The 19,492-nt window shown below is 68.3% G+C and carries 19 protein-coding genes; 4 read left to right on the forward strand and 15 right to left on the reverse strand.

The window, feature by feature from the left end:
* Positions 1–7: 7 nt before the first annotated feature.
* The 6 genes from paaD to MF270_RS01710 all read right to left on the reverse strand — a co-directional run bounded on the left by paaD (position 8) and on the right by MF270_RS01710 (position 4,896).
* Positions 8–493, reverse strand: coding sequence for a 1,2-phenylacetyl-CoA epoxidase subunit PaaD (gene paaD / locus MF270_RS01685; RefSeq protein ID WP_472850378.1), 486 nt, complete (start codon positions 491–493; stop codon positions 8–10).
* Positions 457–1,209 carry a 1,2-phenylacetyl-CoA epoxidase subunit PaaC gene (gene paaC / locus MF270_RS01690; RefSeq protein ID WP_238364112.1) on the reverse strand — a complete coding sequence of 251 codons (753 nt, stop codon included), beginning with the start codon at positions 1,207–1,209 and terminating at the stop codon, positions 457–459. The genes paaD and paaC overlap by 37 nt, the downstream gene beginning before the upstream one ends.
* A complete protein-coding gene (gene paaB / locus MF270_RS01695; protein ID WP_238364113.1) occupies positions 1,209–1,544 on the reverse strand; it encodes a 1,2-phenylacetyl-CoA epoxidase subunit PaaB in 336 nt (111 codons plus the stop codon). The genes paaC and paaB overlap by 1 nt, the downstream gene beginning before the upstream one ends.
* A gap of 72 nt (positions 1,545–1,616) precedes the next feature.
* A complete protein-coding gene (paaA, locus tag MF270_RS01700; RefSeq protein WP_238364114.1) occupies positions 1,617–2,609 on the reverse strand; it encodes a 1,2-phenylacetyl-CoA epoxidase subunit PaaA in 993 nt (330 codons plus the stop codon).
* A gap of 23 nt (positions 2,610–2,632) precedes the next feature.
* Positions 2,633–3,835: a 3-oxoadipyl-CoA thiolase gene (pcaF, locus tag MF270_RS01705; protein WP_238364115.1), complete on the reverse strand. Its 1,203-nt coding sequence runs from the start codon at positions 3,833–3,835 to the stop codon at positions 2,633–2,635.
* Between the two features lie 110 nt (positions 3,836–3,945).
* A complete protein-coding gene (locus MF270_RS01710; protein WP_238364116.1) occupies positions 3,946–4,896 on the reverse strand; it encodes a helix-turn-helix transcriptional regulator in 951 nt (316 codons plus the stop codon).
* A 153-nt stretch (positions 4,897–5,049) separates the two neighbouring features.
* Between MF270_RS01710 and MF270_RS01715 the strand changes: the two genes are divergently transcribed.
* The 3 genes from MF270_RS01715 to MF270_RS01725 all read left to right on the forward strand — a co-directional run bounded on the left by MF270_RS01715 (position 5,050) and on the right by MF270_RS01725 (position 7,529).
* Complete coding sequence (locus MF270_RS01715; protein ID WP_238364117.1) at positions 5,050–5,577, forward strand: permease; 528 nt, start codon at positions 5,050–5,052, stop codon at positions 5,575–5,577.
* Positions 5,574–6,068 (forward strand): permease, encoded by a 495-nt coding sequence (locus tag MF270_RS01720; protein ID WP_238364118.1) that lies wholly within the window; start codon positions 5,574–5,576, stop codon positions 6,066–6,068. The genes MF270_RS01715 and MF270_RS01720 overlap by 4 nt, the downstream gene beginning before the upstream one ends.
* 222 nt (positions 6,069–6,290) lie before the next feature.
* A complete protein-coding gene (locus MF270_RS01725; RefSeq protein ID WP_238364119.1) occupies positions 6,291–7,529 on the forward strand; it encodes a lytic murein transglycosylase in 1,239 nt (412 codons plus the stop codon).
* Positions 7,530–7,566: 37 nt separating this feature from the next.
* Here the strand turns inward: MF270_RS01725 and MF270_RS01730 are convergent, their stop codons facing one another.
* The 9 genes from MF270_RS01730 to MF270_RS01770 all read right to left on the reverse strand — a co-directional run bounded on the left by MF270_RS01730 (position 7,567) and on the right by MF270_RS01770 (position 17,222).
* Positions 7,567–7,908 carry a hypothetical protein gene (locus tag MF270_RS01730; protein WP_238364120.1) on the reverse strand — a complete coding sequence of 114 codons (342 nt, stop codon included), beginning with the start codon at positions 7,906–7,908 and terminating at the stop codon, positions 7,567–7,569.
* 54 nt (positions 7,909–7,962) lie between these two features.
* Positions 7,963–9,012 (reverse strand): ABC transporter ATP-binding protein, encoded by a 1,050-nt coding sequence (locus MF270_RS01735; protein WP_238364121.1) that lies wholly within the window; start codon positions 9,010–9,012, stop codon positions 7,963–7,965.
* Positions 8,994–10,265, reverse strand: coding sequence for an MGH1-like glycoside hydrolase domain-containing protein (locus MF270_RS01740; RefSeq protein ID WP_238364122.1), 1,272 nt, complete (start codon positions 10,263–10,265; stop codon positions 8,994–8,996). Before MF270_RS01740 ends, MF270_RS01735 begins: the two co-directional genes overlap by 19 nt.
* Positions 10,262–11,461, reverse strand: a complete 1,200-nt coding sequence (locus tag MF270_RS01745; RefSeq protein WP_238364123.1) for a carbohydrate ABC transporter permease — start codon at positions 11,459–11,461, stop codon at positions 10,262–10,264. Before MF270_RS01745 ends, MF270_RS01740 begins: the two co-directional genes overlap by 4 nt.
* A gap of 121 nt (positions 11,462–11,582) precedes the next feature.
* Positions 11,583–12,821: a sugar ABC transporter permease gene (locus MF270_RS01750; RefSeq protein ID WP_238364124.1), complete on the reverse strand. Its 1,239-nt coding sequence runs from the start codon at positions 12,819–12,821 to the stop codon at positions 11,583–11,585.
* A gap of 63 nt (positions 12,822–12,884) precedes the next feature.
* Positions 12,885–14,231 carry an ABC transporter substrate-binding protein gene (locus tag MF270_RS01755; protein WP_238364125.1) on the reverse strand — a complete coding sequence of 449 codons (1,347 nt, stop codon included), beginning with the start codon at positions 14,229–14,231 and terminating at the stop codon, positions 12,885–12,887.
* The gene (locus MF270_RS01760; RefSeq protein WP_238364126.1) at positions 14,228–15,355 is read right to left on the reverse strand and encodes a LacI family DNA-binding transcriptional regulator; all 1,128 of its coding nucleotides are present in this window, start codon (positions 15,353–15,355) and stop codon (positions 14,228–14,230) included. Before MF270_RS01760 ends, MF270_RS01755 begins: the two co-directional genes overlap by 4 nt.
* Positions 15,356–15,429: 74 nt before the next feature.
* A complete protein-coding gene (locus MF270_RS01765) occupies positions 15,430–16,260 on the reverse strand; it encodes a metallophosphoesterase family protein (protein WP_238364127.1) in 831 nt (276 codons plus the stop codon).
* The gene (locus MF270_RS01770; protein WP_238364128.1) at positions 16,257–17,222 is read right to left on the reverse strand and encodes a diacylglycerol/lipid kinase family protein; all 966 of its coding nucleotides are present in this window, start codon (positions 17,220–17,222) and stop codon (positions 16,257–16,259) included. The genes MF270_RS01765 and MF270_RS01770 overlap by 4 nt, the downstream gene beginning before the upstream one ends.
* A gap of 188 nt (positions 17,223–17,410) precedes the next feature.
* Between MF270_RS01770 and MF270_RS01775 the strand changes: the two genes are divergently transcribed.
* Positions 17,411–19,453, forward strand: coding sequence for a choice-of-anchor I family protein (locus MF270_RS01775; RefSeq protein ID WP_238364129.1), 2,043 nt, complete (start codon positions 17,411–17,413; stop codon positions 19,451–19,453).
* Positions 19,454–19,492: the final 39 nt, after the last annotated feature.

Here is a 19,492-nt window from a genome sequence, read left to right on the forward strand (position 1 = left end):
CGCGGTCTCAGATGCATTTGAAATAGTCAAAGGGTTCAAGGCAGTCGCGGCAGCGCCACTGGGCCTTGCAGGGGGTCGAACCGAACTGGCTGAGCTTTTCCAGGTGTGTCCCCCCGCAGCGCGGGCAGGCGGCCGGGCCACCGGCGGGCTGGGGCGGGGCGATGCCGTAGGCGTTCAGCTTGTCGCGCCCCTCGGGCGAGATCCAGTCGGTGGTCCAGGGGGGCGCGATCTGCTGTTTCAGCCGCACCGGCACGCCGTGATCGGCCAGCGCCGTTTCGATCGACAGGTTGATAACGGCGGTGGCCGGGCAGCCGGAATAGGTCGGCGTGACCGTCACCACGCAGGTGTCGCCGTCAAAGGCGACGCCCCGGATGACGCCAAGGTCCACGAGCGAGATCGCGGGGATCTCGGGGTCGGGCACCTTTGCCAGCCAGTCCCAGACCTGGGCCTCGGTGGTCACCACGTGGCCCCCGGATAGGCGCGTTGCAGCCATTGCATCTGGGTCAGCATGTGGCCGAGGTGCTCGGTATGCATCCGCCCGTCGCGGCCGCCCTTGTGGTGGAACCGGCTGTCCGGCAGCGCCAGCGTCGCCTCAGCCATGGTGTCCGCGACGGCGGCATCCCAGGCGTCCCGCAGCGATGCGGGGTCGGGGGAGATCCCGCCCTCGGCCATCTCGGCGTCCACGGTGTCGGAGGCGAACATCTCGCCCACGTAGGGCCAGAGATAGTCGAGCGCCTCCTGCATCCGCCTGTGGCTTTCATCCGTCCCGTCGCCGAGGCCCACCACCGTGTCGCGGGAACGGTCGACGTGGTAGGCAACCTCCTTGACGGCCTTGGCGGCGATGCCGCGCACCGTCTCGTCGCTGCTTTGCGCAAGGCCCTGGAGCATCAGCAGGTGGTACTGGTCAAAGAGGTACTGCCGCATCATCGTGCGGCCGAAATCGCCGTTCGGCACCTCGGTCAGCAGCACGTTGCGGAAATCCCATGCGTCGCGCAGGAAGGCGAGGTCATCGGCGCTGCGCCCCTTGCCCTCGACCTCGGCGGCATAGGTCAGCCACAGCTTGGTCTGGCCCAGCAGGTCGAGCGCGGTGTTGGCGAGGGCAATGTCCTCTTCCAGCACCGGCGCATGGCCGCACCATTCGCTGACCCGGTGGCCGAGGATCAGGCAATTGTCGCCCGTCCGCAGCAGGAATTCATGCAAGGCGTTCATCACATGTGCCCCACTTCGTCGGGGATGTCGAAGAAGGTCGGGTGACGGTAGACCTTGCTTTCCGACGGCTCGAAGATCGGGCCCTTCTGGCTGGGCGCGGTGGCCGCGATGTGGCGCGCCTCGACCACCCAGATGCTCACGCCCTCGTTGCGGCGGGTATAGACGTCGCGGGCGTTTTTGATCGCCATCTCGGCATCGGGCGCATGAAGGCTGCCCACGTGGCGGTGGCTCATGCCGTGCTGGCCGCGAATGAAGATCTCCCACAGGGGCCATTCGTTGCGCGGTTTCGCCTTGGACTCGGTCTGGGGCAGGGCGCCCGGGTTCACGGAAGACATCGGCTTTCCTCCTGTCGGATGCACGGCCCCCGATCCCGCGGGCGGGGTGGGGCGGCAGCCATGGGGTTGTCGTTACTCTGCGGCCACCTTGCGGGCGGCTTTCTTGCGGGCATGGGCCAGCAGCCCGTCGCGCACCCATTGGCCATCGGTCCAGGCGTCCTGGCGGGCCTTGAGGCGGTCGTGGTTGCAGGGGCCGTTGCCCTTCAGCACGTCGAAGAACTCGGTCCAGTCGGGCTCGGCAAAGTCATAGCCGCCCTTGTCCTCGTTCCACTTCAGCGTCTCGTCGGGGATGGTCAGACCGAGATATTCGGCCTGCGGCACCGTCTGGTCGACGAATTTCTGGCGCAGTCCGTCGTTGGTGTCGATCTTGATCTTCCACGCCATCGACTGGGCCGAGTGGACGCTTTCCGCGTCCGACGGACCGAACATCATCAGCGACGGGTACCAGAAGCGGTTGAGCGCATCCTGCGCCATGCGCTTCTGCGCCTCGGTGCCTTGCGCCATCTTCATCATGATGTCGTAGCCCTGCCGCTGGTGGAAGCTTTCCTCCTTGCAGATGCGGATCATCGCGCGGCTGTAGGGCCCGTACGAGGTGCGCTGCAGCGGCACCTGGTTCATGATCGCAGCACCATCGACCAGCCAGCCGACCGCGCCGATATCGGCCCAGGTCAGCGTCGGATAGTTGAAGATCGAGCTGTATTTCATCCGCCCCGACAAGAGCTGCTCGGTCAGGTCGTCGCGGCTGACGCCCAGCGTCTCGGCCGCGCAGTAGAGGTAGAGACCATGGCCCGCCTCGTCCTGCACCTTGGCCAGCAGGATCATCTTGCGGTCCAGCGTGGGGGCGCGGGTGATCCAGTTGCCCTCGGGCAGCTGGCCGACGATCTCGGAATGGGCGTGCTGGCCGATCTGGCGGATCAGCGTCTTGCGGTAGCCCTCGGGCATCCAGTCGCGCGCCTCGATCTTCTCGTCGGCATCGACGCGGTCCTGGAAATGCGCCTCTTCGGGGCTCATCTCTTCGCGCGTCTTTACGCCCTGGCCGGTGGACTTCACCATTTGTGCATACATTTGTCGTCCTCCTTATCGCGGGATCAGACCCGTTCGATGATCATGGCCGTGCCCTGGCCGACGCCGACGCACATGGTGCACAGCGCATAGCGCCCGCCGGTGCGTTTCAGCTGGTAGGCCGCCGTCAGCACCAGCCGCGCGCCCGACATGCCCAGGGGGTGACCCAGCGCGATGGCCCCGCCGTTGGGATTCACATGGGGCGCGTCGTCCGAAAGGCCAAGGTCGCGCAACACGGCAAGGCCCTGGGCCGCGAAAGCCTCGTTCAACTCTATCACATCCATCTGCTCTATGGTGAGACCTGTGCGCGCCAGCACCTTGCGCACGGCGGGCACCGGGCCGATGCCCATGACGCGGGGCGCGACGCCCGCGGCGGCAAAGCCGACGATGCGGGCCATGGGGGTGAGGCCGTGGTCCCTGGCGGCAGCCTCCGACGCGATCAGCATCGCCGCCGCGCCATCGTTCACGCCCGAGGCATTGCCGGCCGTGACGCTCTTGTCCGGCCCGTTGACGCCCCTGAGCTTCGCCAGCTTGTCCGCGCCGGTGCCGGGGCGGGGGTGCTCGTCGGTGTCCACGACGATCGGATCGCCCTTGCGCTGCGGGATGGTGACCGGCGTGATCTCGTCGGCAAAGATGCCGGCCTTGTGCGCCAGGTCCCAGCGGTCCTGGCTGCGGGCGGCAAAGGCGTCTTGGTCCTCGCGGCTGACGCCCCAGTCTTCGGCCACGTTGTCGGCGGTCTGGGGCATGCTGTCGATGCCGTATTGCTGTTCCATCTTCGGGTTGACGAAGCGCCAGCCGATGGTGGTGTCGTAGACCGCGTTGGCGCGGGAAAAGGCGTCGGTGGCCTTGGGCATGACGAAGGGCGCGCGGGACATCGATTCCACGCCGCCCGCGATCCCGAGGTCGTAATCCCCTGCGCGGATCGCCCGGGCCACCATGCCCACCGCGTCCATGCCGCTTGCGCAAAGGCGGTTGACGGTCACGCCCGGTACCTCGACCGGCAGGCCGGCCAGCAGCGCGGCCATGCGGCCCACGTTGCGGTTGCTCTCGCCCGCCTGGTTGGCGTCGCCATAGGCGACCTCGTCCACGCGGGCCCAGTCGACGCCCGTGTTGCGCGCCATCAGCGCGGCGATGGGGATCGCGGCCAGGTCATCCGTGCGGACGGACGACAGGGCCCCGCCGTAGCGGCCAATCGGCGTACGCATCGCGTCGCAGATGAATGCGGTCATGAGATTCTCCCTGACTCCTCCCGTGGCGGCGCGGAAATAACCGACCGTATGGTCGGGATAAGCCCCCGGCCGATTCGATGCAAGCTAAATGTTACCCTTCGGGCGGCGTGTCAGGATTTCTGTAACGAAACATCCTTGGGCCGCGAGCCGTCATAGCCCCGCGCCGCGATCAGCTGGAGCAGGTCGTATAGGCTGTCCTCGAGGCTCTTGCCCCCGGTATCGAGCTGCGCATCGGCCCGCTGGTACAGCGGCGCGCGGCTCTTCAGCAGGGCGCGCAGCTGCTCCATCGCCTCGGGGTTCCCGGCCATGGGGCGCAGGTCGCCCTGGGCGCGGACGCGGTTCATGTGTTCCTCGGGGCGGGCCTTGATCCAGATGGTGTGGAAATTGGCCAGCAGCGTGTTGTAGGTCGCGGGCTCGGTGACGATCCCGCCCGCGACGGCCAGGATCACGCTGTCATGGGTGGCGATGACGCGGTCGACGGCCTGCGCCTCGAGCCGGCGGTAGCCGTCCTGGCCGTAGAAGGCCATCACCTCGTTCACCGGGATGCCGGAATGCGCCTCGATCTCGCGGTTGAGCTCGAGGAAGGGCATCCCCAGCGCCTCGCTGGCGCGCGCTCCGAGGGTCGACTTGCCCGCCCCGCGCAGCCCGACCAGGCAGATACGCTGGGCGCGCATGCGTTCGGGCGGCTCGGGGCTGAGCGTGGCCATCACCTGGGCGCGCTGCCCTGCAGTGGCCTGGCGAAACAGCTCGACCACGCGGATCGTGTCCGCGCTCCACGGATCATCCGCGCCCACGAGCCACTCGATCCGCATGTCCAGCGCCCCGGCGACCCGTTGCAACAGGCCGATGGAAATATTTCCCTCGCTCGCCTCGAGCTGGGCAAGGTAGCGCTGCGAGACGCCCGACAGTTCCGAAACCACGCGGCGCGACAACCCCTTCAGCTCGCGCGCCTTGCGCACGCGCGCGCCGACACGGGCCATCAGCTCCTCGACCGCGGCGTCCTGGGCCTTGGCGGGGGCGGGCTGCAACGCCTCGCCGCGGAAATTGGTGATCTCGCTCATCTCTTGGGCATCTTGTGAATTATCCTGCACGACCTTACGGGATGAGGGCGGTTTATCAATCCAATTTCACCGGGGATGAGGGATATCTTGCGCCCTTCCGGACCGGGGCAAAGGGCCATGGACCTTGCCCGGGAAAACGTTACCTTGCGCGCCATGACGCCCGGCCCCCGGAAATTCATCGACAGCGGTTTCGTGATCCTGATCGTCGTCACGCTGGTGGCCGGCGCGGCCGTGGCCTGGCGCGACGGATGGGGGCACGTGGGAGAGGTGGCGTGGCATACGCTCGGCTTCCTCGGCATCCTGCTGCCCAAGGTCCTGCTGGGGCTTTTCGTGGCCGCCGCGATCCCGCTGTTGCTCCCGCGCGAGACCATCGCCTCGTGGATCGGCCGCGATTCCGGGCTGAAGGGCCTCGCGGTGGCGAGCCTTGCCGGCGTGCTGATCCCGGGCGGGCCGTCCATGAGCTTTGCGCTCGCCGCCGGGTTCCTGGCCGCGGGCGCCGACCTGGGGGCGGCGGTGGCCTATGTCACCTCTTGGAGCCTGCTGTCGTTGAACCGCATCCTGATCTGGGAACTCACTTTCCTGCCCTACGATTTCGTGGCGCTGCGCATCCTGCTGAGCTTGCCGGTGCCGATCATCGCCGGCGCGCTGGCGCGGGCGCTCATGCGGCGGGCGGCAGCATGAACATCCTCATCGGCACGCTGTTTCTCGCGCTGGTCGCGGCCTGGGTCGGTCGGCGCGTGCGGGCGGCCGGGCTTGGGGCCGAAGCGAAGGCCCGGTACCTGCGCACCGCCGCCTTTACCCTGCCCCGGATGCTGGTCGCCCTGCTGGGTGCCGGCTTCCTGGCCGAGCTGGTGCCCGAGGGGCATATCGAGGAGCTCTTTGGCGCCTCCTCCGGCTGGCGCGGGCTTTTTCTGGCCACGGTGCTGGGGCCGGTGACGCCCGGCGGCGCCTTTGTCAGCTTTGCGCTGGGCGCAACGGCGCTCAAGGCCGGGGCGGCGGTCGGGCCGGTCATGGCCTATGTGACCGGCTGGTCGCTGTTTTCCATGACCAAGATCCTCGCCTACGAGATGCCGCTGATGGGGCGGCGTCCGACCTGGATGCGTGTGGCGGTGACCTGGCCGGTGCCGCTGCTGCTGGGCGCCGTGGTCATGGCGGCGGGCTGGGGGCCCTAGCCGGGCGGGCGCGCCCGTGGCGGGCGGCGGGGTCGAGTATTTTTCGAATAATGAAAGGGGAAGAGCCGCGTCATCCCGGTCGGCGCGCCCGCGGCAGGCGTTGGATTTGCATATTTGGGGAAAGATGAAAGGGGCGGGCGATCTGTTGCCGACGGGGCGGCATCTTCTTGCCGGGTGGCGCGGGGCGCGGCATGCTTGCGGTGAGCAGAAAAGGAGACAGGCATGACACTGTCCAGACGAGGATTCGCCCTTGGCACGCTGGCCCTTCTGGCCGGCTGCGGGGCTGGCGGGGGCGCGCCGCGCAGCGCCCCGGCGCGGGCAACGGCGATGCAGGCGGTGCCGAACGCCGGCTACGACGCCTGGGTCGCGGCGTTCCGGGGCCGGGCGGCGGCGGGCGGGATTTCCGAGAGCGTGCTGGCCGCGGCCTTCCGGTCGGCTGGCTACCTGCCCGAGGTGATCGAGCGCGATCGCAACCAGGCCGAGGTGCAGCGCAGCCTCGAGGATTACCTCGCCATCGTGGCGCGCGAGGAAAAGGTCCAGGCGGGCCGCGCGGCGCTGGCGTCGCGGCGCAGCCTGCTGTCGGAGATCGAGGGCCGCTACGGCGTGCCCGCCGAGGTGGTCACCGCGATCTGGGGCATGGAGAGCAATTACGGCACCCGGCGCGGCGACATCCCGGTGATCGCGGCGACCTCGACGCTGGCCTATGACGGGCGGCGCGGCGTGTTCTTCGAAAAGCAGCTGATGGCGGCGCTGCGCATCCTGCAGCGGGGCGACACCAGCGCCGACCGGATGCTGGGCAGCTGGGCCGGGGCGATGGGGCATACGCAGTTCATTCCCACCACCTTCGAAGCCTATGCGGTGGATTTCCGCGGCGACGGGCGGCGCGACATCTGGGGCGAGGATCCGACGGACGGGCTCGCCTCGGCCGCGGCCTACCTGGCGAATTCCGGCTGGCAGCGGGGGGAGTCGGTGGCGCTGGAGGTCCGGCTGCCCTCGGGCTTCGACACGCGGCTTGCCGGGCGCGGATCGGGGCGGACGGTCGGCAATTGGCAGGCGCTTGGCGTGCGGCCCGTCGCGGGGGGCAACCTGCCGGGGCTTGGCGCGGCGTCGATCCTGCTGCCGGGGGGCGGCTCGGGGCCTGCCTTCATGATCGGGCGCAACTTCGACACCGTGCTGCGCTACAACAATGCCGAGAAATACGGGCTGGGCATCGGGTACCTCTCGCGGCGGATCGCGGGCGACCCGGCGCTGACGCGCGGTTTCGGCCCGGACGAGACCGGCCTGACCCAAGCCGAGCGGCGCGAGTTGCAGGAGCGTCTGAACGCGCGCGGCTTCGACGCGGGCACGCCGGACGGGGTGATCGGCTCGGGTACCGAGGCGGCGATCACCGCCTTCCAGCGCAGCGTGGGGCTGCCGGCGACGGGCAAGGCGTCGCCCGATCTTCTGCGCCGCCTGCGCTGAGGCGAGGCCGCCCGTCAAGGCGGATGAGCGCCCCCTGTCAGTCGCCGTCGCTGCCGGTCAGCGCATCGAATGTGCGCGCGATCAGCAGGGCGGCGCCGCCGATCAGCAGCGACCGGCCGATGGAATCCGTGAGGTTCGTCGGCGCGAAGGTCTGCGCCGCGTCGCGCCCGTGTTGCGCCGCGCGGCGAACGCGGCTGCGGCGCGGGGCATCGCCGCGATGACGTGGGTCCGGGACCTCTCCGATCCGCGGCTTGGCGAGCAGAAGCAGCGCCCCCGCCGCCAGCATCCCGCCAGCGTAAACCACCGGCGCGATGGAGCCGCGCTCGGGGCTGAGCGCACTTGGCGCGGGCAGGTCGAGGTCGCGGGGATGGCGGGTCATGGCTGTCTCCTCTTTCAAGGGACAACGCCGCGCTTGGCCCGGAGTTCCCGCCGGTCAGACCCTCAGACCCTCCGTGTCGAAGAAGTGCATGTGTTCGGGGGCGAAACTCAGCCCGACCCGCTGCCCCAGCGTCGCCGGGCTTTCGCCGATGCAGCGCACGGTCAGCTTGCCGATGTCGCCGCCGCACTCCACCACCAGGTAGCTGTCGGCGCCGAGGTATTCGACCAGGTCGACCTCGCCATCCACCTGGCCGCTGCCTTCCGCGCCCACCTCGATATGTTCGGGCCGGATGCCCAGCTGGGTGGCCGCATGGTCGCCCGAGAAGGGCCCGCCGCGATGGCCGGGCAGGGCGTAGCTGTCACCCGACGTCTCGACGCCGAGGATGTTCATCTTGGGGCTGCCGATGAACTGCGCCACGAACAGGTTCTGCGGCCGTTCATACAGCTCACGCGGGGTGCCGACCTGGGCGATCTTGCCGAACTCGAGCACCACGATCCGGTCGGCCAGCGTCATCGCCTCGACCTGGTCGTGGGTCACGTAGATCATCGTCTTGGCCAGCCGCTGGTGCAGCTTGGCGATCTCGTAGCGCATCTCGACCCTCAACGCCGCATCGAGGTTCGACAAGGGCTCGTCGAAGAGGAACGCCGTGGGTTCGCGCACGATGGAGCGCCCGATGGCCACCCGCTGGCGCTGCCCCCCCGACAGGTCCTTGGGGCGGCGGTCGAGGTAGGGGTCGAGCTTCAGCACATCGGCCGCCGCGTTCACCTTCTCCGCGATCTCGGCCTTGGGCGCGCCGGCGGTCTTGAGGCCAAACCCCATGTTGTCCCGCACCGTCATGTGCGGGTAGAGCGCGTAGCTCTGGAACACCATCGCGAGGCCCCGCTTGGAGGGCGGGTCGGCGGTGACGTCCGTGCCATCGATGTCCAGCGTGCCGCGGCTGATATCCTCGAGCCCGCCGATCATCCGCAGCAGCGTCGATTTCCCGCAGCCGGACGGGCCGACGAAGACCACGAATTCCCCGTCGGTGATCTCAAGGTCGATGCCCTTGATGACCTGCGCCTCGCCGTACCATTTCTCGACGGCGTTCAGATGTATGCTGCCCATATCGCGTTCCTCGTGTTCGGAGAGGCCCAGGCCAGCCAGACAGCGGCCGTCCAGGTGAAGTTCCGCCCGCCGGCGGGGGCGCCGTCGCGGGGGTCGAAATATTCGGCAAAGCCGTTCTCGCGCATCATCTCGCGTGAGCTGTCGGTGAGTGCCCTGGCGCGGTCCAAGTGGCCCGCCTCGGCCAGCCCCAGCGCCACCAGCGCGTTCAGCATGGCCCAGACCGGGCCCCGCCAATAGCGTTTCGGCTCGTAGGCCGGGTGATGCGGGTCGGTCGAGGGCACGCCATAGCGCACCTCGGTCATGATCCGGTCATAGGCCGCCAGCAGCCGGTCGTCGCCGACGCCTGCGTACCAGGCCAGGAAGGACGCGTTCGACACGACGCCGGAATGCGCGCCCGAGCGGATGTCCAGCGTGTCATGCGCGCCGATGGCCGGGTTCCAGAGCGTCTCCGCCCCGGCCTCCATCTGGCCTATCCATGCCTCAAGCTCGCTGACATCCTCGCCCCAGTCGCGCCCCATGGCGGCCAGGTCGCGGGTGGACCGCAGAAGGGTGAAGGTCATGGTCGGATCGGCCACGCGGAAGGGCGTGACGCGGCCCAGATGCGCCTCGTCCCAGCCGCTCTCGGCCCCGAGTTTGACGAGGTAGAGATACCGGTCGTAATCCCAGCGGCGCGGGCGTTCTTCCTCGACCACATGGGTGGTGTCGCGGCGGTAATACTGGTCCACGCCCTCGGGCTCGATGGCCGCAAAGGGCCCGTCCCAATCGGGGCAATTGTCGCGCCCGGTCTCCCAGGGGTGCGTCACGACGATGGCGCCGCCCTCGTTACGCCAGGTCATGAACCAGCGGTGCCACTCGACCAGCCTGGGGTAGAGCGCCCTGGCCCGCGCTTCGCCGCCCGGATCGAGCGCGAGCAGCCACCGCACGAAGGTGGCCGCGATGGGCGGCTGCGAGATGCCCGAGGACGGCACCGGCCCCACGCCGCGCCAGACGTCCGGGCCGGGGAAATACCCCGGATCGATCTGGTGAAAGACGATATGCGGCACCATTCCGTTGGGCCATTGCGCGGACATCAGCGTCTCGATCTCCTGCCAGGCCCGGCCCATGTCATGCTCGGCGAACCCGATGGCGGCAAAGACGCTGTCCCAGTTCCACTGGTAGGGGTAAAGCCCGTGCGTCGGCACGGTATAGCCGCCCCGGTCGTTGGTCCTGAGGATCTGGCGCGCCTCTGCGTCGCGCGCGTCTATCGTGGTCATCCCTTGACGCTCCCGGCCGTCAGGCCCTTGGTCATGAACCGCTCGAGCCCCAGGAAGATCACCATGATCGGGACGGTCGCGATGACCGACCCGGCCATCAGGTGCTGGCGCGGGATCTCGGACGAATTGAGCGAGGCGATCCCCCGCGTCAGCGTGAATTTGCTGGGGTCATCCAGCAGCATGAAGGCCAGCAGGAACTCGTTCCAGGCGATCATGAAAACGTACAGCGAGACCGAAGCCAGAGCCGGCAGCGACAGCGGCAGGGTGATCTTCCAGATCACGGCCAGGCGCGACAGGCCATCCATCAGCCCCGCCTCCTCGACCTCGGCCGGCAGGCCCCGGAAATAGCCCTGCAGCATGTACAAAGCGACCGGAATGGTCGTCACCGGGTAGATCATCACGATCCCCAGCACCGAATTGCGCAGACCCGCCATGGAAAAGGCGATGTAGATCGGCAGCGCCAACACGATCATCGGCACCATGTAGATCAGCAGGATCGACCGCCCCATCAGCGCCTGGCCCCGAAACCGCAGCCGCGCCACGGCATAGGCGCCGGGGATAGAGAACGCGAGCGTGATCAACACCGTCAGCACCGAGATGTAGAACGACGTCCAGAGATACGAGCCGAAGTTGAAATCCACCATAAGCTCGCGGTAGCTGCGGAACAGCTCCCATCCGAGGCTGAGGTCGATCGAGAAATCGAGCGGGTTCTGGATCAGCTCGGACTGGTTCTTCAGGCTGGTCATCACCATGACGTAGAAGGGGATGAGCACGATGGCGGTAAAGAAGATGTAGCCGAACCCGGTCAGGAACCGGATCACCGCCGCCTCGAAGACATGCCGCGTCAGCGGCCCCGGCACGACCTCGTCCAGGATCTTCCACAGGCCGACGGCCGTGAACCCGGCCAGCGCGGCCTGGCCCACGGCCCCCGCCAGAAACCCGGCCTCGCTCGTCAGCGCGCCGATGCCGACCATCCCCAGCCCAAAGACCACCGCCGCCGCGCCCCAAAGCGCCGTGCGCCCCGACAGCGCCGCCGCCCCGATCCCCGCGCCCCAGAGCAGCGACCACAGCGCGGCGGGCCGGAACGGTTCCCCGGTCACAAAGCTCATCGCCACCGCCACGGTCACGGCAATCACGAGACACCAAAGCGCCCCCAGCAACGCGGCCGTCACGTATCCTTGTCGCAGAACGCTCATCAAATGATCCCCTGCTTCATCTTGCCAGTTAAACTCCGGGGGGAGTCGCCCATGGCGACGGGGGGCTGGCCCCCCATTCCCGCCCGCCGCGGGCGCATCCGCACGACCGTCACGCCCCCGATCACAACCCTTCCTCCCGGCTCATGACCCGGAAGAAGAAGATCGCAAAGATCAGCAGGCAGCAGAAGATCACCACCGCCACGGCCGCCCCGGCGCCGATGTTGGACACGGCAAAGGCCTGCTCGTAGACGTTCACGGTCAGCACCCGCGTGCCCGCGTTGCCGCCCGTCAGCAGGAAGATGTCGTCGAACTTGTTGAAGGTCCAGATGAAGCGCAGCAGGAACAGCACCGACAGGATGCCCAGCAGCTGCGGCAGCGACAGGTACCAGAACTTCTGGAACGGAGAGGCCCCGTCCATGTCCGCCGCCTCGTACATGTCCGTGTCGATCGACTGCATCCGCGCGAGGATGAACAGGAACGACAGCGGGAAGTAGCGCCAGATCTCGAAGACCGTGACCATGATCAGCGCCAGCGGCTTCTCTCCGAAGAAATTGATCGCCTCGTCCGTCACGCCCATCTGGATCAGCAGCGCATTGGCGCTCCCTGAGAAGGGATCGAAGAGGATCAGCCAAGAGAAGGCGACCGCGATCACCGGCGCCACATAGGGGAACAGGTAGAGCCCCCGCAGGATGCCCTGGCCCTTGAAGCTCTTGTCCAGCAGCATCGCCGCGAAAAGCCCCGTGACCAGCGCGCCCACGGTGCCGACCACGGTGTAGAACAGCGTCACCCCCAGCACGCCCCAGAACTCGTCGCCGTCGAAGACGCGGGCGAAATTCTCGGTGGTGAAGGTGAAATTGGTCAGGATGTTGTCACCCTTGCCGGTGACATTGGGCTCGGACCCCTCGGCGGCCGCCTCCATCGCGTCCGCATCGGCGGCGCTGACGGGCAGGCGCAGGCGTTCGTTGTAGCCGCCGGGCAGGGTGCCGAGGTCACAGTTGAACGCGCGCCCGTCCAGCGTGCAGCCCTCGGGCAGGGGGCCGACGACCTCGAGCCCCTCGGGCAGGGTGTCGGACAGGGTCACGTTCGTGATCTGCTTGTCCTGGCTCGAGTTGCGCACCCGGTATTCGACCCGCATGTCCGTGCCCGAGCCGCGCAGGTTCTCGCGCACCACCGCCACCGGCGGGCGCAGGTCGGCAAGGCCGATGGGCTTGAAGGAAATCCAGAAGATCGCCAGCAGCGGCAGGATCACCACCAGCGACACGGCCGCCAGCGTCGGGAACAGCAGGCCCCAGGCCAGGTGCTGTTCGCGCCGGGCCAGCGGGGTCATCTTGCGGGGCGGTTCGGGGGATGTCGCGCTCATCCGGCCCTCCGGTCTTCTGGGGAAAGGGTCCCGGGCGCCATCATGACGCCCGGGACAGCTGGATCATTCGATCTTGGACAGCTCGTCGTTCATCTCGGCCACGGCGGCGGCCGCGTCGATCTCGCCGTCGATGTACTGGCGCACCACGCGGTTGATGACCTGGCTGTTGATCATCTTGGAGGCCAGCGCCAGCTGCCCTTCCTCGACGCCCCAGCGCTGGGCCACGTCCAGCCCGCCGACGATCTCGTCGATCATCGAGGCCTCGTAAAGGTCACCCAGCGGCGCCTTGCGGTCCACGCCCACGGGCAGGGTGGCCCAAAGGTCCTTGAACTTGTTGGGCTCGTCCATGGTGCCGGCCCGCACGGGGAACTTGCCCTCGGGCGCGATCGACAGCGTCTGGCCGTAGCCCTGGTCGACCGAGAACTTGACGAATTCCATCGCCGCATCCGTGTCCGCATCGTTGGTGATGCCGAAATAGCGGATGTCGCCCCAGGCCGCGCCATCGGGGTTCGACGGGCCGCTGAAGGTCGTCACGACGCCGGTCTTGCTGGCCAGCTCGGCCGAGGTCGGATCGTCGGTGATCGTCGGCGGGGCGCTGTCGCGCAGGCCGGCCAGCTCGTCAAGGATGAAGGGCGACCAGATGATCATCGCCGCGTTGCCCGAGAAATAAAGCGAGCGCGACTGGTCCCAGTAAAGATCGCCCGGAGGGGACGCCTCGGCGATGGCCTTGTAGAATTCCAGGACCTCGATGGTCTTGGCCTCGTCCAGCGGGGCAAAGCCGTCCGGGCCGACCGGGGTCACGCCGTTGGCGAGGAAGACATGCTCCAGCACCTGGGACATGAAGTTTTCGTCCACCTTGGTGGCGGCGACGAAACCGTACATCTCGGGCGGGTTGTGCAGCGCTTCGAGCGCGGCCTCGACCGCGGCATAGGAGGTCGGCGCCTCGAGGCCCGCCTCGTCGAACAGGTCCTTGCGGTAGACGATCATCTGCGTCCAGCCGTCCACGGGGACGGACGCCGTCTCGCCCTCGTAGGCGGCCATGGCCAGTGCGCCGGGGGCAAAGGTGTCGACCCCCAGGTCCTCGATCACTTCGCTTGCCGCCTCGGTGTCGAGGATGCCGGCCTCGGCCCAGGGCAGGGCGTACTGAAGCGTATGGTAAATCACGTCCGGCAGGTCGCCGGCGGCAAAGGCGGCCGTCGCGCGGGTGCCCAGGTCGCTTTCCGTGACCGGGATCACTTCGACCTCGGTGCCGGTGGCGGCCTCGAATTCCTCGGCCATGGCCTGCTGCTTGGCCAGCCGGTCGGGCTGTTCCTCGGTTGTCCAGAACCGGATCGTGTCGGCCTGCGCGCCAAGCGCGCTCAGCGCCAGGGCCAGCGCGCTTGCACCGAGTAGTTTCGACTGAATGGTCATCTTTCCCTCCCAGGGTTGGAGACGTGGTTGGAATGGGCGACCCGGGCGGCCAATTCCGCCGGGGTCAGGGTCGGGGCCCCGTGCGATCCGCCGGGGCGGAAGGTCGCCGGGTCCAGGTCCCGCAGATCCGCCGGGTCTTCGCCCGCGATGGATCGGATCAGCAGGTCGGTCAGGCGCGCGCCCGCACGGGCGGCGTCGACGTGAAAGGTCGAAAGGGGCGGGTCCAGCACGGCGCCTTCGGGCAGGCCGTCGTAGCCGATCACCGACAGGTCGGTGCCGATGGACAGGCCGGCCGCCCGCGCCGCGTCGTAGACGCCCACGGCGGCCGCGTCGGTGGCGCAGAGGATTGCGGTCGGCGGCAGGTCGCGTCCCAGCAGGGCGCGCGCGGCAGCGGCGCCTTGCGCGCGGTCGCAGGCCGGGTCCGAAACCGGGGCCGTGTCGAGGTGCGCCGCGCGCATCCCGGCCGCGAACCCCTCGCGCCGCAACCGGTCGTACATGGTTCCGGTCGCACCGGGGACAAAGCCGATGACCCTGTGGCCCAGGCCGGCCAGCAACGCCACCGCCTCGGCCATCGCCGCGCCGCTGTCGACGTCGTACCAGGCGCAGCCGGTGTCGTCGGCCGTCCGTCCGTAAAGCACGAAGGGCAACCCTTCGGCCCGCAGGTAGTCGATGCGGGCGTCGTGTTCATAGGTGCGTGGCAGGATGAACCCGTCGGCCTTGTGCGCGTCGGCCAGGTGCCCGAGCTGGTGCAGCGTGTCCGCGTCCGAGGTCGAGGTGGCGATGGTCACCGTCCAGTCCGCGGCCGACGCCGCCTGCGAGATCCCCGACAACAGGTCGGCGAGGAAAGGCCGCTGGCCGTCATGGTCCGACAGCTGGATCACCAGACCCAGCGCCCGCACCTGCCCGGTCCGGATCGCGCGCGCATGGGACAGAGCGCGGTAGCCCATCGCCTCTGCCGCCGCCCGCACCCGCTCGCGCGTGGCCTCCGAGATGTCGGGATAATCGTTGAGCGCGCGACTCACCAAACCCTTGGTCACACCGAGTTCGTTGGCCACGTCCGCAATCGTCACCCGGCGTTTGCGCGGGCGTGTCGGCGGCCGATGGGCAGTGGTCTTCGTTGGCATTTCTCGCTCCCTGTTACCAAGGATGAGCCTCCGAAACCGGTTTCGGCAAGTGTTTTTTTACCCTTGGGTCAAATTCACTGGGCCGCGCGGGTCGGCCCGACCGTTTCCGCCACCCTGTCCCAACCGCTCGGGGCGCGTTCGAACACGGCGGTTCCCGTGGCGCGGAAGGCGGGGGAGTTGGCGGTTTCCAGTGCGTTGGAATAGGTGGTGACGGCGATCCGCGACCCGTCGATGTCCAGAAGGTTGAAGGTGTTCGGCTCGCCGCGCAGCCGGGTCGACAGGCCGGTGCCCGCCTGCACGAACAAGAGCCCCGGCGCGGTCGAGAAGGGCTGCGCCCGCGCCTCGTGCAGGTGGCCCGACAGGACCACGTCGGTGCCGCACTCGGCCAGCGATTGCAGCGCGGCCCTGGCACCCTTCATCAGCCGTTTGTCGACCTCGGGACCATGCTCGAGCGGATGGTGCAGAACGGCGATCTGCACCTTGTCGGGCACCTCGTCGAAGACGCGGCAGACCCGAGCCGTCGTATGGCGCGACATGCGCCCGCGCTGCCAGGCAAAGCGGTTCACCGTGTTGACGCCGGCGACGATGATCCCGTCGCCCTCGTGCACGGGTTCCAGCTGGCGGTCGATGGCCCGCTTGTAGCGGTGGAAGGGCCGCAGGAACCGCAGGAAGAGGTTGTCGAGCGGCGTGTCGTGGTTGCCCGGCACCGACAGCGTCGGCGCCGCGATCCGGTCAAGGAAGGCCCGCGCCCGCGCGAATTGCGACCGCCGCGCGCGCTGGGTGAAGTCGCCCGAGATGACCACGAGATCGGGGTCGAGCTCGGCTATGGTGTCCAGCAGCGGTGTCTCCAGCTCGGGATCGTCGCGGCCGTAGTGCAGGTCGGACAGGTGGATCAGTCGGGTCATGGGGTTCTTGGATCGGCTTCGGGCAAAAGGATGGTTAGGCGCTTGTCGCCGCTCATCGCAAAGTCGAAGGGCGCGGCGGCGCGGCGCTTTTCGCCGTCATAGGCCACGAGCGCGCGCTTGCGGGTCGTCTCGACCAGAAGCTTGCGGGCGGGCAGAAGGTCATAGTCGCGCCCCTGCCGCATCCGCCGGGTCACCAGCCGCCAGGTCAGCTTGAAGAGACCCCAGCGGCTGTCCGCCCGGCCGATCAGCACGGCCATCCGGTCGTCCGAGATCGCCTCGGCCCCAGCGAGGTTGAACCGTTCGAGCTGGTAGGCCGAGCGGGCGACGAAGACGAGTGGAGAGCGCACCTGGTGCACCGCGCCATCCACGTCGAGATGCAGCCGCATGGGCCGCTGGAACTGCCAGAAGGTCCGCACCACCGACCAATGCGCCATGATGCGGCGGCGGCCCCAGCGGGCGTAGATGCTCTCGCGTTCCTTCAGGATGGCCGGGTAGATGCCCAGCGAGGCGTTGTTGAGGAACACGTGCCCGCCGACGGTGCCGACCTCGATCTCGACCGGGGTGGCGGACTTGAGCGCGCGGGCCGCTTCCTCGGGATCTTCCGAGAGGCCAAGGCCGCGGGCGAAGTAGTTGAACGTGCCCAGCGGCAGGCAGCCCATCGGCACCCCGGTGCCCAGCAGCGCGTCGGCCACGGCCATGGCCGTGCCGTCCCCGCCCGCCGCGACGATGCAGCCGGCACCGCTGTCGATGGCCTTGGCGACGACCGCGCCCAAGTCCTCGCCGCCCTCGGCGTCCCAGGTCTCGAGCCGGGTGTCGTCACCCAGCACGGCGCAGGCGCGGTCCAGTGCGTCGCGGTCGCGGCTGTTGGTGCCTGACTTGCGGTTGGCGATCAGGACGAACGGCCCGGACGGGGCCGTCGCCGGGGACACTTCGCCCGTGTCAAAGCTGGTTTCTGCGCGCATCTGTCCCTCTGGGCCCGGTCCATCCGGTCGGCGAGTCAACGCGGGCGTGGCCAAAAGGTTGCATCCCGCGGCGGGCCGGCTGCCAAGCCGCTGTTACAAAACCGTTGTCGGGACGTCACGAAACCCCGGTAGCGCCGGGCGCGACACCCCCCGGACCCTCCGGGCGACAGGACAGGAAGGACAGCGCCATGCAAGCGATCACCACCACCATTCTCGATACCCTCGAACTGGCCCAGGCCACCTTTGCCGACAGCGGCGCGGGCGAAGGCGGTTCGGAAGTCGTCTCGCATCACGACGGCAAGCTCTACGTGACAAACGGCGCGCTGGGCCGCATCGATGTGTTCGACGCGGTCTCGGGCAACCTGCTGTCGACGCTGGACCTGTCGGGGATCGACGGCTTCGACGGGCTGAACTCGGTCTCGGCCTCGGCCGCCGGGGTGGCCGTCGCGGTCGAACGCGACATGGACCTTTACGCCAATGGCGTCGTGGCCTTCTTCGACCTGGACGGCAGCTATCGTGGCTTTGTTCGCGCCGGCAACCTGCCGGACATGGTGACCTTTTCCAAGGACGGCACCCAGGTCTTCGTCGCCAACGAGGGCGAGCCGGGCGACACCGACCCGGCCGGCTCGATCACCGTGATCGACGTGGCGACCATGACCGGCACCACCTACGGTTTCGAGGCCTTCGACGCCCAGCTGGACGCGCTGGTCGATGCGGGCGTGCGGATGTTCCCGGGCAAGCTGCCCTCGACCGACTGGGAGCCGGAGTACATCGCCGAGGCCGGTGGCAAGCTGTTCGTGACGCTGCAGGAGGCCAATTCGGTCGCCGTCTTCGACCTTGCCACCATGGCGTGGGAGAGCATCCTGCCGCTGGGCACGCAGGATCATTCGGTCGTGGCACTCGACGCCTCGGACCGCGACGACGCGATCAACATCCGCACCTACGAGAACCTCGTCGGCCTGCGCATGCCCGATGCCATCGCCGCGGCCGAGATCGGCGGGCAGACCTATGTCCTGACCGCGAACGAAGGCGATGACCGCGGCGATTTCGACGAGGGCGGCGATGCGGCCCGCGTGGGCGACATCCTGGACGGCGACGTCGCGGGCCTTTCGATCGACGCCGGCGTGGACACGACCGGGCTCGAGCGGCTGACCGTGTCGATCATCGACGGCGACACGGATGGCGACGGCGACATCGACGTGCTGCACAGCTACGGATCGCGGTCCTTCACCATCTTCGACCTCTCGGGCAATGTCGTCTTCGACAGCGGCTCGGACTTCGAAGAGGTCATCGCGGCGACCCGCCCCGCCAATGCCTTCAACAACGACGGCTACCCCTCGGGCGATGCGGACGAAATCGACGAGAACCGGTCGGACAACAAGGGCCCCGAGCCCGAGGCCATCGCCGTGGGCGAGGTCGACGGCAAGATGCTGGCCTTCGTCGGGCTCGAGCGGGACGGCGGCGTGATGATCTACGACATCACAGAGCCGGGCGCGGCCAGCTTTGTCGACTACCTCGACAGCTCGGATTTCGGCCACATCTCGCCCGAGGTGGTGACCTTCATCGCCCCGGAAGACAGCGCCTCGGGCCTCGCGCAGATCGCGGTCAGCTACGAGATCTCGGGCACGACGGGGGTCTACGACCTCGAATTCGGCAAGATGATCACCGGCACGGTGCTGGCCGACGAGATCGCGGGCTCGATCGGTGACGACGTGATCGACGGCGGCAACGGCGCGGACATGATCGACGCCAATGGCGGCGACGACGTGGTCACCGCCGGGATGGGCGCGGACACCGTCCTGGGCGGGGCAGGCGACGATTTCCTCGGGCTGGGTTTCGGCCACGACCTCGGCGAGGGCGGCATGGGCGACGACGTGATTAAGGGGTTCATGGGCGCCGACACGCTGCATGGCGGCGCGGGCGACGATTTCATCGGCGGCGGGTTCGGCCATGACCTGATCGAGGGTGGCACCGGCGACGACGTGTTGACCGGGTATTACGGCCACGACACTTTCGTCTTCGTGGAAGGTGACGGCGACGACATGATCCTAGATTTGATGATGCACGACCGGATCGACTTGTCTGCGACGGGCCTCGGGTTCGACGACATCACCGTCACCGCGCTGGGCGGCAAGGACTACATGGTCGCATACGGCGCGATGGACGACAGCATCCACGTCACGCTGTCGGGGAACCTGGTGGAACTGACCGAGGACAGCTTCCTGTTCTGACGTCGGAGGTGGGGGGCCAGCCCCCCAGACCCCCCGGAG

The sequence above is a fragment of the Mesobacterium pallidum genome (assembly GCF_019966535.1).
Lineage (GTDB): Bacteria > Pseudomonadota > Alphaproteobacteria > Rhodobacterales > Rhodobacteraceae > Mesobacterium > Mesobacterium pallidum.

What these genes read in the sequence shown, in the direction of transcription:
- paaD (WP_472850378.1), bottom strand. Translation starts at nt 493, where the DNA reads ATGGCTGCAACGCGCCTATCCGGGGGCCACGTGGTGACCACCGAGGCC.
- paaC (WP_238364112.1), bottom strand. Translation starts at nt 1,209, where the DNA reads ATGAACGCCTTGCATGAATTCCTGCTGCGGACGGGCGACAATTGCCTG.
- paaB (WP_238364113.1), bottom strand. Translation starts at nt 1,544, where the DNA reads ATGTCTTCCGTGAACCCGGGCGCCCTGCCCCAGACCGAGTCCAAGGCG.
- paaA (WP_238364114.1), bottom strand. Translation starts at nt 2,609, where the DNA reads ATGTATGCACAAATGGTGAAGTCCACCGGCCAGGGCGTAAAGACGCGC.
- pcaF (WP_238364115.1), bottom strand. Translation starts at nt 3,835, where the DNA reads ATGACCGCATTCATCTGCGACGCGATGCGTACGCCGATTGGCCGCTAC.
- MF270_RS01710 (WP_238364116.1), bottom strand. Translation starts at nt 4,896, where the DNA reads ATGAGCGAGATCACCAATTTCCGCGGCGAGGCGTTGCAGCCCGCCCCC.
- MF270_RS01715 (WP_238364117.1), top strand. Translation starts at nt 5,050, where the DNA reads ATGACGCCCGGCCCCCGGAAATTCATCGACAGCGGTTTCGTGATCCTG.
- MF270_RS01720 (WP_238364118.1), top strand. Translation starts at nt 5,574, where the DNA reads ATGAACATCCTCATCGGCACGCTGTTTCTCGCGCTGGTCGCGGCCTGG.
- MF270_RS01725 (WP_238364119.1), top strand. Translation starts at nt 6,291, where the DNA reads ATGACACTGTCCAGACGAGGATTCGCCCTTGGCACGCTGGCCCTTCTG.
- MF270_RS01730 (WP_238364120.1), bottom strand. Translation starts at nt 7,908, where the DNA reads ATGACCCGCCATCCCCGCGACCTCGACCTGCCCGCGCCAAGTGCGCTC.
- MF270_RS01735 (WP_238364121.1), bottom strand. Translation starts at nt 9,012, where the DNA reads ATGGGCAGCATACATCTGAACGCCGTCGAGAAATGGTACGGCGAGGCG.
- MF270_RS01740 (WP_238364122.1), bottom strand. Translation starts at nt 10,265, where the DNA reads ATGACCACGATAGACGCGCGCGACGCAGAGGCGCGCCAGATCCTCAGG.
- MF270_RS01745 (WP_238364123.1), bottom strand. Translation starts at nt 11,461, where the DNA reads ATGAGCGTTCTGCGACAAGGATACGTGACGGCCGCGTTGCTGGGGGCG.
- MF270_RS01750 (WP_238364124.1), bottom strand. Translation starts at nt 12,821, where the DNA reads ATGAGCGCGACATCCCCCGAACCGCCCCGCAAGATGACCCCGCTGGCC.
- MF270_RS01755 (WP_238364125.1), bottom strand. Translation starts at nt 14,231, where the DNA reads ATGACCATTCAGTCGAAACTACTCGGTGCAAGCGCGCTGGCCCTGGCG.
- MF270_RS01760 (WP_238364126.1), bottom strand. Translation starts at nt 15,355, where the DNA reads ATGCCAACGAAGACCACTGCCCATCGGCCGCCGACACGCCCGCGCAAA.
- MF270_RS01765 (WP_238364127.1), bottom strand. Translation starts at nt 16,260, where the DNA reads ATGACCCGACTGATCCACCTGTCCGACCTGCACTACGGCCGCGACGAT.
- MF270_RS01770 (WP_238364128.1), bottom strand. Translation starts at nt 17,222, where the DNA reads ATGCGCGCAGAAACCAGCTTTGACACGGGCGAAGTGTCCCCGGCGACG.
- MF270_RS01775 (WP_238364129.1), top strand. Translation starts at nt 17,411, where the DNA reads ATGCAAGCGATCACCACCACCATTCTCGATACCCTCGAACTGGCCCAG.